General features: G+C 34.3%; 15 protein-coding genes. 13 read left to right on the plus strand and 2 right to left on the minus strand.

Translation table 11 applies throughout. The features are described 5' to 3' along the window. The first annotated feature begins 1,032 nt into the window (after positions 1-1,032). From LMF32_RS00070 to LMF32_RS00095, 6 genes are all read left to right on the plus strand, one after another. Complete coding sequence (locus LMF32_RS00070; protein WP_230523400.1) at positions 1,033-2,166, plus strand: replication initiator protein A; 1,134 nt, start codon at positions 1,033-1,035, stop codon at positions 2,164-2,166. Between the two features lie 111 nt (positions 2,167-2,277). Next, positions 2,278-2,613 carry a DUF6075 family protein gene (locus tag LMF32_RS00075; RefSeq protein ID WP_230523401.1) on the plus strand — a complete coding sequence of 112 codons (336 nt, stop codon included), beginning with the start codon at positions 2,278-2,280 and terminating at the stop codon, positions 2,611-2,613. Between the two features lie 127 nt (positions 2,614-2,740). Further along, the gene (locus LMF32_RS00080; protein ID WP_230523402.1) at positions 2,741-2,947 is read left to right on the plus strand and encodes a hypothetical protein; all 207 of its coding nucleotides are present in this window, start codon (positions 2,741-2,743) and stop codon (positions 2,945-2,947) included. A gap of 22 nt (positions 2,948-2,969) precedes the next feature. Then, positions 2,970-3,245 (plus strand): hypothetical protein, encoded by a 276-nt coding sequence (locus tag LMF32_RS00085; protein WP_230523403.1) that lies wholly within the window; start codon positions 2,970-2,972, stop codon positions 3,243-3,245. Beyond that, positions 3,226-4,740: a JAB domain-containing protein gene (locus LMF32_RS00090; RefSeq protein ID WP_230523404.1), complete on the plus strand. Its 1,515-nt coding sequence runs from the start codon at positions 3,226-3,228 to the stop codon at positions 4,738-4,740. Before LMF32_RS00085 ends, LMF32_RS00090 begins: the two co-directional genes overlap by 20 nt. Before the next feature lie 21 nt (positions 4,741-4,761). Beyond that, complete coding sequence (locus LMF32_RS00095) at positions 4,762-6,168, plus strand: ArdC-like ssDNA-binding domain-containing protein (protein WP_230523405.1); 1,407 nt, start codon at positions 4,762-4,764, stop codon at positions 6,166-6,168. A 35-nt stretch (positions 6,169-6,203) separates the two neighbouring features. Here LMF32_RS00095 and LMF32_RS00100 read toward each other — a convergent pair whose 3' ends face one another. Both LMF32_RS00100 and LMF32_RS00105 read right to left on the minus strand, forming a co-directional pair. Further along, positions 6,204-6,422 (minus strand): hypothetical protein, encoded by a 219-nt coding sequence (locus tag LMF32_RS00100; RefSeq protein WP_230523406.1) that lies wholly within the window; start codon positions 6,420-6,422, stop codon positions 6,204-6,206. Continuing rightward, positions 6,397-6,690: a hypothetical protein gene (locus LMF32_RS00105; protein ID WP_230523407.1), complete on the minus strand. Its 294-nt coding sequence runs from the start codon at positions 6,688-6,690 to the stop codon at positions 6,397-6,399. Before LMF32_RS00105 ends, LMF32_RS00100 begins: the two co-directional genes overlap by 26 nt. A 243-nt stretch (positions 6,691-6,933) precedes the next feature. Between LMF32_RS00105 and mobQ the strand changes: the two genes are divergently transcribed. From mobQ to LMF32_RS13480, 7 genes are all read left to right on the plus strand, one after another. Then, positions 6,934-8,934 carry a MobQ family relaxase gene (mobQ, locus tag LMF32_RS00110; RefSeq protein ID WP_230523408.1) on the plus strand — a complete coding sequence of 667 codons (2,001 nt, stop codon included), beginning with the start codon at positions 6,934-6,936 and terminating at the stop codon, positions 8,932-8,934. Positions 8,935-8,954: 20 nt separating this feature from the next. Further along, entirely contained in the window at positions 8,955-9,587 is a 633-nt protein-coding gene (locus LMF32_RS00115; RefSeq protein WP_230523409.1) for a hypothetical protein, read from the plus strand. A gap of 166 nt (positions 9,588-9,753) precedes the next feature. Next, positions 9,754-10,290: a hypothetical protein gene (locus LMF32_RS00120; RefSeq protein ID WP_230523410.1), complete on the plus strand. Its 537-nt coding sequence runs from the start codon at positions 9,754-9,756 to the stop codon at positions 10,288-10,290. A gap of 13 nt (positions 10,291-10,303) precedes the next feature. Next, a complete protein-coding gene (locus LMF32_RS00125) occupies positions 10,304-10,594 on the plus strand; it encodes a CagC family type IV secretion system protein (RefSeq protein WP_230523411.1) in 291 nt (96 codons plus the stop codon). Between the two features lie 19 nt (positions 10,595-10,613). After that, positions 10,614-10,970, plus strand: a complete 357-nt coding sequence (locus LMF32_RS00130) for a PrgI family protein (RefSeq protein ID WP_230523412.1) — start codon at positions 10,614-10,616, stop codon at positions 10,968-10,970. Further along, on the plus strand, positions 10,970-11,623 hold the full coding sequence (trsD, locus tag LMF32_RS00135) for a TrsD/TraD family conjugative transfer protein (protein ID WP_230523413.1): 654 nt from the start codon (positions 10,970-10,972) through the stop codon (positions 11,621-11,623). The genes LMF32_RS00130 and trsD overlap by 1 nt, the downstream gene beginning before the upstream one ends. Before the next feature lie 14 nt (positions 11,624-11,637). Continuing rightward, positions 11,638-13,617, plus strand: coding sequence for a DUF87 domain-containing protein (locus LMF32_RS13480; protein ID WP_230523414.1), 1,980 nt, complete (start codon positions 11,638-11,640; stop codon positions 13,615-13,617). The last annotated feature ends 10 nt before the right edge of the window (positions 13,618-13,627 follow it).

Below are 13,627 nucleotides of genomic sequence, written 5' to 3' on the forward strand. Positions count from 1 at the left end.
TAAGTGTTAAAGTGGTAAAGTGTTACAATGGTAAAGTGTTATAATGTCAGAATGTTCAAATGGTAAATACCATCTTAACATCCTAACACAACTTTTTTTTTTTGACGAAAATCGTTTACAAACCTTTGTTTAATCGATATCTTTAGTACATGAAAAAAATTGAATACAAAAAAAGCCCCGTAGACGCCAATCTACGAGACACACAAAACTTATCCGGTTATATGTGTCTATTATACCAGCCTCTTTTTGAGTTGGCAATAATGGGACTTTTTTAACACTGTAGGGGACAAGCTGCAGCCATGAAAAACTGGGACTAAGGGGACCGGTTTCTCTTTAGCCGCCTCAATAACTAAAGATAGGGGATCACAGGTATCACTGTATGCATGCCTGCCCTGAATGGCGACTACGGCCGATTGAACGGTGGGGGTGGTAATCCTGGGCCGAAAAAGCCCGGTAACCTAAAACAATGCTCTTAGGGAGGATTTTAAGAGGGTTTTAGGTGTGTTAACAGCACCAACGCATACAGATGTGATAGTGGCTCCAATCGTCTCGCCGACGTTAGCATTTTACAATACATATAGACAATACACACATGTTGTATCCTAGATCGTCATATATTTATTTTTATATGGCCAGTCTAGGGTACAACTATGCTCAACACCAAAACATCAGCACCTCTGTTAGCAAAACGACAATCAATAAGCAAGCATTTTATACTAATTACGTGTGCTTATTTTTGAATGACAATAAAAAAACAAAAAAAGTGAAATCTACTAATCTTTGTGTTAAAGTATCTATAATAAAGTTACAGAAACTTGTAAATACGAAAAATAAAAAAACCTGACTATTGGCGTAGTCAGGAAGAAGTAATAATAAACTGTTTGGATATATGGTTTTCTTTCTAGTTGGCGCTAAAAAGATTTTGTTAATCATATATTACTATTTTACAACCCTTTTTTGTAGTTGTAAAGTACTTAACTTCTTCCTGATTCTCTACGCTGATGTGTTAGGAATAGAGAAGGAGTTTTTATTATGTTTGAAAACAAAAAACACAACATTATGGAAAGAGCCAAATATACTTATTTTCAGCTTCCAAAGCTGCTTATGTATGGAGAAAAATATCAAAAAAAAATTAAGCCAGTTGATAAGCTAGCTTACGCTGTTTTGTTCGATCGGCTGAATGTTAGTGTTGAAAATGGTTGGGTTGACGATAATGGAGATATTTATTTTGTCTATCGAAACGAAAGTTTAATGGACGTATTAAATGTTTCAAAAGCAACTGTGGTCGCAATCAAAAAAAGACTAACAGAAGCAGGATTACTACTTGAAGAAACAACAGGACGAGCAAATCGTTTGTATTTACTTGAACCTGTTGCTGCAAGCAAAGAAGAAGCAAAATATGTCATTCAAAAAGATAAGGACGATATTGAAGATCAGTCTAAAATGACCGAAGAAGAAAAACGTAAAATTTCTGAGTCTATGAAAAAACGAAAAGGCAACAAAGAGGGAGAAGAACAAGACGAAGTTCAAAAATTAAACGCCGACTTCGAAACGCCGGTAAATCAAGGTTCTTCTGAATCCGAAAACAAGACGAAGTCTAAAAATTATACTTCTGAAGTCAAAAAATTAAACCCTAGTAATAATAATCTAGTAACTAGTAAAGATAATAAAGATAATAAAGAATCGTATGCTGAACAAAATGAAAGACTAGAAAATTCTGTTAGTGCATATAAAGGCCATTATGAGGTTGAAAAAGAACTAATCGACCATTTCATTGAAGAACATGATATTATCGGTAACTATGGCGAATGGATTGTTTCTAACTTCAAAAAATTTAGTCGTGGAGAGTTTGATACTTTCAGAGTGTTTTACGAGAAACTTTACTATGCACACCAAAGCGCAGAAAAAGAATCTGGTATTCACTTTGCTTTAGATTCTTACTTTACGAATAGATCTGATGCATTCAAGTTGGAATTAAGCAAAACATTTTGGCGAATTATTCAACTAGATCGGCAAGGTAAAATCAAAAAAGATGTGAATAACCTTTTATTTTCGAGTTTCAAAAATGATTTCCTTTCGTTTGCTGAAAATATAAAGTATGAACAAGAACACCGAGATGAACCAGCTGTTCCAATAATTGATTTTCTTGAAGAAAATGAAGGATAAATCACTTTTTAGGCACTTCTAAGTGAGTTTGAGCAAAACAGTGAATAAAAACCCTCACTTCTTTATTCAAACGTCTCAAATGAAAAAATAAGAAGAAAGAAGGAATGTCTGATGAAAGACCATGAACAGCGTTACCTTGAATTACTTGCAAAAGACGGAACAGATCCAACAGACACCTATCGAAAAGCTTTATTTTACTTGTTTTCGGGTAATTTAGAGATTTACAGCAAGATTGACTCTCTTTACGATTTTAAAAATCGGTCAATCGAGTTCGATTCTTTTGAAAAAACTGATTTTAGCAATAGTATGAAACATATGATTGAGTTGGGGTTTAACCTGTATAACGGGTATCCTTCCGCAGACCCAGCAACTTTATTTAGCGGTTTGGATGACCAGAACTCAAAACTTTGTTTGGAAGCTATTCAAGTCCGCTTTGATTTAGTTTAGCTTCTTTTCTCGAAAACAGCCTCTGTAATCAATCTTTAGTATTCTTCAGGGTCTTTACTTCTCAAAGGAAAAAAGTTGCTTAGGAAGGAAAATAGAGCCGTTTATGGCTGAAAGGAAGGGTGTAGGAATGGAGATTGCGTTGCTATTAGAAATAACTGATTTTCAGCAAGCGGTGGTATACAGTCCGCAAACCAAAAAAGACTATTCGGTTGAACTAACTGCCGATCAAGCAGAACTGTATCAAGCAATGCTAGAAAGTTTAGAAAATGACGAAGATGTGTATGTGCATTTTGATAAGGAAAACATGCAGCTAACCTACCTTGACAGTGAATAACCGCCAAAGAGAGGGGAGAACAATGAACTATTCTTATCCAGAAGAGACAAACATTGAGAAAAATCAACTTGATCGTAAACTCTCAAAAAAAGAGCTTATTTCCAAGGTGTTACAACTTGCTGAAGTAGAGAATGAAAAAAAAATACAAGAGCTCGTTGAGAGTGAAGTCAGCGTAGTGGAATTATTTATCAGACCGTCAACATTTGGTTTAACTCAGCGACAAAGTGAAACAATCAAAGAAATGAAGTTTTTGATTGATTGGGAAGGAGAACAAACGTATGAAGTCGATAGACAATAGACCTTTCCAATACGAACAAGATCAAGAGCGTTTTGTTGAGTTAATCAAGAAATACACCGGTATCCCAAAGAAGACTCTCACTGATTATTTGAAAGAACACAACATACAAGATATGTACGAACACCCCGATACGTTAAATGTCAGTGAAGAACGAAAGGGAAAACTGCAAGAAATCGCTGAAATAAGGCGTTTATATCAAAATTTAAGAGATAATAACAGAGAATATAAGCTGAACAACGATACCAAAGTGCGTGACTATTTCACTAATTACTACAGCGAAAAAAGAGACAGAGAATATGTCGCTGTAGCATTTTTGAATAACCAATTAAACGTTATCAAAACAGAAATCTTATCAGAAGGTACCGTTGACAGTGCCATGATTAGTCCCAGAGAAGTAGCAAAAAAAGCGTTAATCTATGACGCAAAAGCTGCCGTCATGTCACATAATCATCCTGGCGGATCGAGTGAGCCTTCTATTGCGGATATCGAAATGACTAAAAAAACACAAGAAGCATTAGAGCTGTTTGATATTCACTTGGTAGACCACATTATTGTGGCAGGAGAAGGCAAACATACTAGTATAAAAGGTTTGGGGTATGTATCCGAACCTGTTTCTTCGTACAGTCAGAACCTTCATGAGGTATCAACTAGCCTTGATTTTCAGGGACAAGACGACAAAACAAGTAGTTCATATGAGAACTACTTGAAAGATGTACTGAAAAAAATTGGGCATGAGACAACTATTTCTAATAAAAGTGAATTGCTACATGCGCACAATTTATTGGCAGAGTCTTATATAGACATGATGTATGACGAAGAACAAGGCTTCGACAAAATAGAGAGAATAGATTTAGAAAGAAAAAGTTTGTTGACTCAGCATGTAGAAAACGGAAGCGCTTCTTTGTTTTCGAATGGGATTAGTGAAGTCATTGTTTCGCCCAGTGCCAAAAAAGAGGGAATGTATCAACTGACCTATTTTGACAAATACGGCGCTTCTATGGACAGCTTGCGAAGTACAAAAGAGGAATGTGTACGAGAGCTTCAGTCAAATAATTTAGTGCCCTTAAGAAAAGATTTTGCTGAATTTGTGAGAGAGATCAATCAAAATGAATCCGTAGCGAAAACCCTAAATTTCCTGACTGATAAAAATGGAGTCAATCATTTCCATAAACTAGAAATTGAACCCTTGAGGTTAGTAAATATTGAAAATGTACGCCAGAAAAATCATTTTTCTGACTATAACATTCAGTTGGAAGATAAGAGCCAAAATCGTTATAACTACACTATTAGTTCCCCTAAGAAGCGACACGATTTACTAGAAGATTGGTCTAAAGAAATGAATGGATACGAATGGTTAAGCGAAGATATTAAATCAGAAGCAGTCAGAAGAAAACCTGATTTAACGATTCAAAACCCTATTCCGCAGCTGTCAGCAGAAGCGAAGCCACTTGCTGAATTTATGAAACAAGAAAAAACAGTCACGCAACGTTTGTAATAACGTAAAGGAGTGAATGGTTTGGCAAAATGGAAAAAAAGCAGAGCAGATAAAAAGAAACAAATAGACGAACTCACAAACAAAATGAACGAAGCAATCAAAGGCTATCAAAAAAGCCCAGAAGAAGAATTAAAGTTGCTGAACTATCTAAAGCAATTTAGGAAATATTCCGTCCGAAATGCAGCTTTAATTCAGACGCAGTATAATGGTGCAGTCGGTGTCGGTTCTTATAAACAATTTCAAGAAAAAGGGTATCAAGTCCAAAAAGGCGAGAAAGCGATTCGGATATTAGCTCCTCGTTTTCAAGATGTGTTTAGAGATAAAAACAATGTAGAAAAATTTGTTACTAAAGCGAATACGGAAGAAAAGAAGCAGATTGATAACGGAAAAATTAAAGTAAAAAATAAGTTAGTGGGCTATATAAATGTTTCGGTATTTGATATAACGCAAACAGATTGTCCGGAAGAAGATTATCCAAAACTTTACCCTAACCGTCCAGAGAATTTTAAGTTTGCAGGAAAAGAAGAAGAATTTAAGTCATTCAATCGTGCCGTCCATGACTATGCAAAAGAAAAAAATATTCCTGTTAAGCATGGGAAAACGCACAGTGCAGCTAAAGGGTATTATGTGCCTTCTGATCACTATATTTTATTAAGAGATGACTTATCAAAAACAGAAGAAACGAAAGTTTTGCTACATGAATTAGCTCATGCGCAAATGCACAATGAACAAAGAATGAAAGAAAAAAACATGAGCTTAGCTGATACGAGTATTTTAGAATACCAAGCAGAAATGACCGCTTATGTAGTGAGCTCAACTTTTGAATTAGATACAGAAGACTATAGTAAAAAATACCTAGCAAGCTGGACGAAAAAAGACGTAGAAAACGAAGAATATTTACAGTCATTAGAAGAGGTAAAAGACGTTTCTGGAAAAATGATTGAGAGTATCACAAGAAGATACAATTCATTGCAACAAGAACAGGAACAAAACCTTAAAGAGGATAATAAACTACTTACTGATAGAGAGATTGCTAACCGCTTGAAATTTTTCACTGATAAATATGGAAAAAACCATTATGATGAGTTGAAAGATACACAGTTAAAATGCACAAAAATTTCTTCCAAAAATCAATCAGATGGAAAATATCAGATTCACACCGTTAGACTAGAAACAGAAGATAATCAAATCTTTACTCAAAGAGTTCATACCCCAAAAATTGACACAACAGAAATCAAAAAATGGGAAAAAGGAATGACTGGTAAAGAATGGTTAGACCGTAACTTTTTGAGAGACGTTTTGATTAAACACCCAGACTTAAAAGAAAGAAACGTGAATGGGATTTACTTAAATAATGAGGAATACGAAGACAAGCTTCGAGATATCAGTGAAGGTACAAAACATAAAGAAAAAACTCAATCAATGTAAACAAAAAACGATCATAAGTAATCCAAATAGATTACTTATGATCGTTTTATTTTTTCTAAAAGTTCTTTTAGAAATATTTCAGTTTCTTCAACTGTTAATTCTTCAATATTAAAATACTTTTCAAGCAAAGCACCTTTACGAATGAGTCTTCTTGTTCGGTCTTTTCTTTGCTGTTCTTTTTCTCTTTTTATTTGCAAATCTAATTTGTTTTTTTCAGCAATTAACTTCTTAACATTGTGTTGTGTCATTGTCATTTTCTTGTCCTGAGACTACTGGTTCTGGATCTGAACTAATATCTGTTTCGTTTTTCTCTATATCATTAGAAAAAGGGTTGGAATTTAATTCACTGACAATTAACTCAACTACGGATTTAATTTCTTTTTTTGTGCTTAATAATTCATAATCAAGGTCAAGTCGTTTAACTAATTCTTCTCCTAATCCTTTATGTGCTTCTTCTTTTTCTTTCTCAATTTGTTCTTCTAGTTTCCTCAATTTATCCTGTAATTTATCTATTTTCGCCAAACTAAACACCCCTTTATTATTTAATCAACCGTACCATAACGGGAAAAAATTGTAAATAAAATAGACCTATGGTAAAATGTGAGTACAGTAAAGGGCGCACTTATACACGATTAAAAAATCGTGTTTGTGCGTAACCAAACGCCATTGAAATAGCATTTGGTTTATGTGAAATTTTGCGGTGCAAAATTAAGAACTCGCTTCGCTCGTGCAGAAAACATTACATAGAAAAGGAGGTTTCATTCCATGGCTATATATCATTTTAGTTGTACGACAATATCAAGAGGAAAAGGGCAATCAGCAATCGCTAGTGCTGCTTATAGAAGTGGTGAAAGATTATATAGCGAAAGATATGGAGAAACCAAATTCTATGCGCGAGAAACACAACCTGAAACTTTTATTTTAAAACCAGATCATGCACCCGAATGGTGCTTAAATCGTGAGTATTTATGGAATGGAGTAGAAGAAGTAGAGAAAGCAAATAATTCTCAATTAGCTAGAGAAATAAATATTGCTTTGCCTATTGAATTGTCAAAAGAAGAACAACTTGCATTAACAAAAGAATATGTTCAAAAAAACTTTGTTGATGAAGGTATGGTTGCAGACGTTTTTATTCATAGAGATAATGAAAACAACCCTCATTTTCATGTTATGCTAACTATGCGTCCTTTTGATAAAAATGGAAATTGGAGATCTAAAAGTAAAAGAATTATTCTTAAAGATGAAGAAGGCAATACATTATATTATCCTAGTGGAGATAAGAAAAGTAGAAAACAAAGAACGACTGATTGGGATAGCAAAGATAAACTAAACCTTTGGAGAAAAAACTGGGCTGATATAACAAATAAATACTTAGAGAGAAATGGTTTTTCAGAGCGTATTTCTGAAAAAAGTCATGCTGAGTTAGGTATTGAAAAAGAACCTACCATTCACGAAGGTTATGTTGCTAGACAAATGGAAAAAGAAGGAAAAATTTCTGACCGTTGCCAACAAAATAGAGAGAGAACAAAGCGTAACTATGATAAACAAAGTGAGCGGAAAGAGTATGTAGAGAAAGAAGCGAAAAAATCTATTTCTTCTGGTTTAGCACCGAAAGAAAAACAACAACTTAAATCTGTTGCAAAAAACCTAAAAATTTATGTGAGCTATGATAATTTAATGGACAAACAACGCATGGTTAATAACTGGGAACGAGCAGTCAACGTGAACTCTCAAATTCAGCCAGATCAGAATTTTAACGACACATTCAATAAGATAAAAGAAGCAAGAGAAAGTATCTCTATGGGTAAAGATATTTTAGAGAAACAATTTACCCGCATTTATGAAAAATACTATCCAGAATTGAACGAAAAATATACTTATTCTACTTATTACAAAATGGCGATAGCGGAAGAAACGTTGAAACAAGATAGGGTTCTATCTGCACAAGAAATTGGTCAAGTTCTAAGTGAAGCTCAAGAGAACGAATTGAATTATATGCTGACGACGATTATGAAAAACCCATATGTTCAGCCAGTTCATGAATACCAGAAAAAACTATTCCATGTGACAAATGAGCTAAATGGATTTTTAGACGAAAGAGGAATAACAAAAGAGCTAATTTCTCAATTAAGCGTAGATGACCAAAAGGTCTATCGCCAGCTTTATAATACCCAAAATATTCAAGTTCGTTCGTTAGAGATCCTTGAGAAGTATTTTGATAATACGATTTGTTCCTATTTCCCTAATGCGAATACAACAGAATTAAGTATCAAGCAAAAAGAAGCGTTGTCGCAGACAATTGATTATTATGGAAATAGAATGTCTTATGAAAAACTTGTTGATTTAGCGAACGAAAAAGCAGTCAATAAATACTCTACAACAGAGCAAAAAATCGGTTTATCTTTCATTTATAAACTAGAAACAAACTCTTTTACAGAAGAAGAGTGGAATAAAATAGAAAAGGATTATGAGTTAAAAGAGATTTATGACACTATTTCTGACCCGAAAATGAGAGGATACTTCTTGAATGAAGTAAAAGAAAATGGTTTAGACGTTCCGCAGGAGTATATGACTCAATCTAACGGTTTCTTGATGAGTTTCCTTGCAAACAATCTCAATGTATTCAATAATTTAATTAATGCGAATGAGCAAAATAAACGCAGAGAGTTAGAAGATTTGAGAAATAAACGGAAATTAAAAAAACAGAATAGCAGAAAGCAAAAGTCGAAAAAGAGCAAACAGAAAGAACAAACGACAAATATCTAAGCTAAAGGTAGTGATATAATGTGAAGATTCAAAAAACGTTGCAATTACGTATGACAAAGGAGAATTACAAGCGCTTAGAAAGACAAGCAAATTTTATAGGAACCACTCGCAATAACATTATTCTTTTAAAACTATACATTCACCGATATGTTCGTTTGAAAGAGGATGAAATTTCTATAGCTCTTCAGGAGATTAAAAAAAATGAAGAAACAGATACAGATATAATTATTTCTGATTTTCCAGAATTTCACCAAAGAATTTTCAAAGATAAATCTTTGTATTTATATTCTATTAACGAATATGCTTCAGCTTTATTCCATGTTGTTTTTCCAAAAGAACATAACTATTGGAAAGAATCTGATGAAAAATCCGATAAAATGAACCGTGTGTATAATATTGAAGAGGATATTCTAAATCGTTTTGTTGATTTTTCTAAAGAAACAAAAATATCTCAAAAAACCTTATTAAACTATGCGTTTATGAGAGATTTACATGAACAAACGACATACAATATTTCTGCTGATAAAGGTAGCCGAAAGCGTAAAGGTTTAGAATTTACGATTCCCAGCATTCAAAAATTGGATGAAATTGATTGTCGTGAACGGGAGCATAAAATAAACCAGTTGTTAGCTGTTATTCCTACCGAAATATAGTTTATAAAAGTGTGTATAACACGAAGTTAAAAGCTTGAGGTTTCTAGCTTTTTTCTTTATACTTAAATACAAGTAAATACCAATAACATTATTAAAACTTGTAATCACTAAATAAGTATTTTCTTGTTGTCTTATCTATAATGTAAAACAAGAAAGGGGTGGAAACATGATAGAAAGGTTTCAAAGAAATATTAAAGTAAAACTTTCGAAAGGAGATGACGTAGAAAAGAAAAACAAAAAACGGCATGAAGCAATCAACCAACACTATGATGATTTGAAAATTAAAAAAGATGATTTTCTTACTCATATTAAAAGTAATAATCTGCATAAAGGAAAAGACGAAGTTCTTAACCACATTAATCAAATAGATTTTTCGAATGCAAATCCACGGAATCACACGTTTATGAATGAGTTATCTTTTGCAGGAGAAAGTATCGCAGAAGGCTTTTTGGAAGTATTCAATATACAACAAAATAAAGCGATTAGACGCTACAAAAAGCAATTGCAAGTGATTGAAAGAGAAGACGAAAACGGAGAGAAAAAATATTTTATCGGTACATTTCAAAGCGATAAGTTGAAACGACTCACTCCATATAAAGATGATAAAGAGGAATTGGCTCAACAGCTTAAAAAACAGCAAGACCAACATAGAGAACAAAAGCAAGAACAAACAATAGCTTTACAAAGAGAAGAAGAAAAATAAAGGAGAATGAGCGATGAATTTTCTACAAAATAATTTCCAAACTTTATATTTAGGTGCAGCTGCAGGAGATATTCAAGGAAGAATTTCCGGAGCATTAACAACAGTTCAATCCGTATTGACAGGTATTGTCGTTTTAGTTGGGATCGTTGTTGGTTTATGGATTGTGATTAAACGTATGCCGAGTGCCGATGATCCACAGGAAAAGAATGAAGTATATAAAGCCATTGGACGAGTTTTAGGGCTGGTTGCCATTTCAGCCGCTCTTGTATGGGTAGTTCCATGGGTTTATAGCTTGTTCCAGTAAGTCGGAGAAGGGTGGTACTATGAACGACAAAAAAGAGAAGCAATTTATTTTTCCGGAAAATATATCAAGTGATTATGGTGTGTTTCTGGGGTTGTCCTTAAAAGAACTTGCCGTATATGTGCTTCCGGTTTTCGTTGTTTGTTTGATTTTTTTATTTCTTCCGCCTCATAGTCTTAAATGGGTATTCATTAAATTAGCCATTTCGATTTTTCTTTTGACGATTCTTTTAGCTGTTTTGACTTCTAAACCAGTGAAAAACAGAAATAATATCCGATTAACTGATTACCTAAAAATGAAATCAAGCTATAACAAGCGACAGCATAGATTTTTTATCGTTAAAAGAAAAGATATACATGGGAAAGGAGGTATGTTCTGATGTTTGGTTTTGGGAAAAAGAAGAAAGATACACAAAAAGAGAACAAATTAGAATTTACCTTTAAGCCTAGACCGATCAATAAAGGAAAAGAAACCATTGACGATATGTCCTTGATAAAGTCCATTTATCAAGGCTATATCGTCACCAAAACAGGGTATTTAGTCGCCATTATCGAAACCACAGGTATTAACTTAGAGTTGCTAAGTGAAGAAGAACAGACCTATACATTTGAAGCCTACAATACCTTTCTGATGAATACATTGGGCGACAGTTCCAAAGAAAAACAACAATACCTAGATATAACTATGCCAGTCAATTTTGATGATTACATTTTAGCGTATAAAAAACGGTATTTAGAGGAAAACAATCCTGCAAGAAAGCAGTTGATTGCTTCATACATTGATTACTTTAATAACAAAGTCTACCGCAATGAAATGAGTACGAAACGCCATTTATTGGTTATACGAGAGAAAATAACCGATAAATCGTTAACCTCTTTAGACAAAAAAGTGAGTGATTTAGACGAGAAAGTAAATCATTATATCAATCGTTTGGAAGACGCATTTGAGCAACATGATTTACAAGCTAAAAAACTATATGGAGATGAAATTATAGCTGTCTTAAAAAATCTCTTTAACTACAACGGAAAATAAAAGGATGTGATCGTGTGTTTGATTTCCTTACAAGAGAAAACGAAGAAACAAAAGAAGTCGTAGAAAATGGAATAGAAGAACTTGAACTCGAAGAAACGGAAGAAGTCCAAAACCTAGATGATTTTTTAGATGATACGAGCGTACATGCCATTTATCCATTCAGTTGGGAAGAATACCCAGACCACATAGAGAGTGGAAGCAACTATATCCGAGTATTAACGATCGTGGACTATCCAAAAGTAAAAAGTGGCAATTGGTTATCTGAATTGAAGCGGAAAAAAGGAAACATAACAATCATTCAAAACTTCGAGAGCAGCAATTCTCATGAAATGGTGAATTACTACAACCGAGCCATTAAGAACAAAGAAGCCGAAAAGATTGATACTTATGACCCACTGAAGAAAAAGCGGATTGAACAAGCGATTCAGACCGCTAACATGCAATTAAACAAGTATTTGAATAGTGAAGTGACCTATCTCTATCAATGCATGTATGTCTTCTTGCAGGCGGACAGTTTGGAAGAATTGGAAGCATTGACCGACAGTGTGACAAATACACTAACCAAACTCCAATTGAAGCCTATGAACCCTATCAAAGCTCAATATCATGCCTTTTGGAGTGCCATTCCAATCGGAGAAAATTTGTTGCGTGACTACACTTACCAACAATCGAATACCGAAGTCGCCAGTAGCACCTTCCCATTTGATGATGGAGAAGTCTTAGACTTATCGCCAAGAAGTGATATTGAAGGTATCAACAAAGATACCGATAGCTTGATTGCTATTGATTACAGCGATAAGCGAAACGTTCTGAACCAAAATATGGTTGTTATCGGAACAAGTGGGGTAGGGAAAACCACTTACATGAAACAAAAACTCTTGCGGTATATCGCTAAAGGCGTGAAAGTATTTATCATTGATCCAGAAGATGAATATTCCGATATTGTCGAACAATTTGGCGGAGAGGTAGTGCATTTAAGCAGTAACTCAAGTACAAGAATCAACCCATTAGAAATTTATTCGGAAGAACTCGATACCAACCAAGCTATCACAATGGAAATTCTAGTCAAAGATAAAATTCAACGTGTGAAAGGCTTCTTCCAAGTATTGAAGCCCGATTTAACCCAAGTTGAAAAAAGTATTTTAGACAGAGTACTGAGAGACTGTTACCGAAATAGCGGTATTTTGAAGTATGACAGCATAAAAAATATCAGCCATGACGAATGGCCGATACTAGGTGATGTATACCAACAAATTGAACGAATGAAAGAAAGTGAAGAAGATAACGAACGATTCCAGATTATTCGAGATTTTTACTACATTCTTGATAGTTATGTAAATGGTTCAAATACCTTGTTCAATGGTACAACCAATATTAACATTACAACTGATTTATTGTCATTTGATTTGAAATCCCTTCAAAATGAAGCCGATATTCAAGGAGCTGCTTATCTGAATACGTTCAGCTTTTTGTGGGATGAAATCACTAAAAATCGAACAGAAAACATTAAATTATTTGTAGATGAATTTCATTTCTTGACCCAAAACCCAGACGCTTCCACCTTTTTCTACCAAGCATATAAGCGTTTTAGAAAATACAATGCCGGAGCAATCGCAGGTACACAACAAATTCAAGATGTGTTGGACGGAACAATGGATAACGGAAGGAACGTAGGGGAAGCCATTATCGGAAACAGTTACACGAAACTTTTCTTCGGGCTAGACAATGCAGGGCTAAACGACATAGAAGAAAAATTGCATATGCCGTTTTCAGCGAAAGAACGACGGTTGCTTTCGCACAAAAAGCAAGGGGAAGCCTTGATTATCAACGGATCGAAACGAGCGTTTATGAACGTCACGTTAACGCCAGAAGAATTGCGTCTAATTGACCCAGAGCAGTACAAGCAGAAGTATTCGGACGAAGAACCAAATTACGAAGACTGCATTAAAATGACCCCCATTGAAGAAGAAGAAGCGTTGACTTTCCAATTTTAGCGAAGGAGTT

The organism is Desemzia sp. C1 (assembly GCF_020882875.1).
GTDB classification, from domain to species: domain Bacteria; phylum Bacillota; class Bacilli; order Lactobacillales; family Carnobacteriaceae; genus Desemzia; species Desemzia incerta.

Bases quoted from the DNA above. Each gene is read 5' to 3' on its own strand.
- LMF32_RS00070 (WP_230523400.1), top strand. From the start codon at position 1,033: ATGTTTGAAAACAAAAAACACAACATTATGGAAAGAGCCAAATATACT.
- LMF32_RS00075 (WP_230523401.1), top strand. From the start codon at position 2,278: ATGAAAGACCATGAACAGCGTTACCTTGAATTACTTGCAAAAGACGGA.
- LMF32_RS00080 (WP_230523402.1), top strand. From the start codon at position 2,741: ATGGAGATTGCGTTGCTATTAGAAATAACTGATTTTCAGCAAGCGGTG.
- LMF32_RS00085 (WP_230523403.1), top strand. From the start codon at position 2,970: ATGAACTATTCTTATCCAGAAGAGACAAACATTGAGAAAAATCAACTT.
- LMF32_RS00090 (WP_230523404.1), top strand. From the start codon at position 3,226: ATGAAGTCGATAGACAATAGACCTTTCCAATACGAACAAGATCAAGAG.
- LMF32_RS00100 (WP_230523406.1), bottom strand. From the start codon at position 6,422: ATGACAATGACACAACACAATGTTAAGAAGTTAATTGCTGAAAAAAAC.
- mobQ (WP_230523408.1), top strand. From the start codon at position 6,934: ATGGCTATATATCATTTTAGTTGTACGACAATATCAAGAGGAAAAGGG.
- LMF32_RS00120 (WP_230523410.1), top strand. From the start codon at position 9,754: ATGATAGAAAGGTTTCAAAGAAATATTAAAGTAAAACTTTCGAAAGGA.
- LMF32_RS00125 (WP_230523411.1), top strand. From the start codon at position 10,304: ATGAATTTTCTACAAAATAATTTCCAAACTTTATATTTAGGTGCAGCT.
- LMF32_RS00130 (WP_230523412.1), top strand. From the start codon at position 10,614: ATGAACGACAAAAAAGAGAAGCAATTTATTTTTCCGGAAAATATATCA.
- trsD (WP_230523413.1), top strand. From the start codon at position 10,970: ATGTTTGGTTTTGGGAAAAAGAAGAAAGATACACAAAAAGAGAACAAA.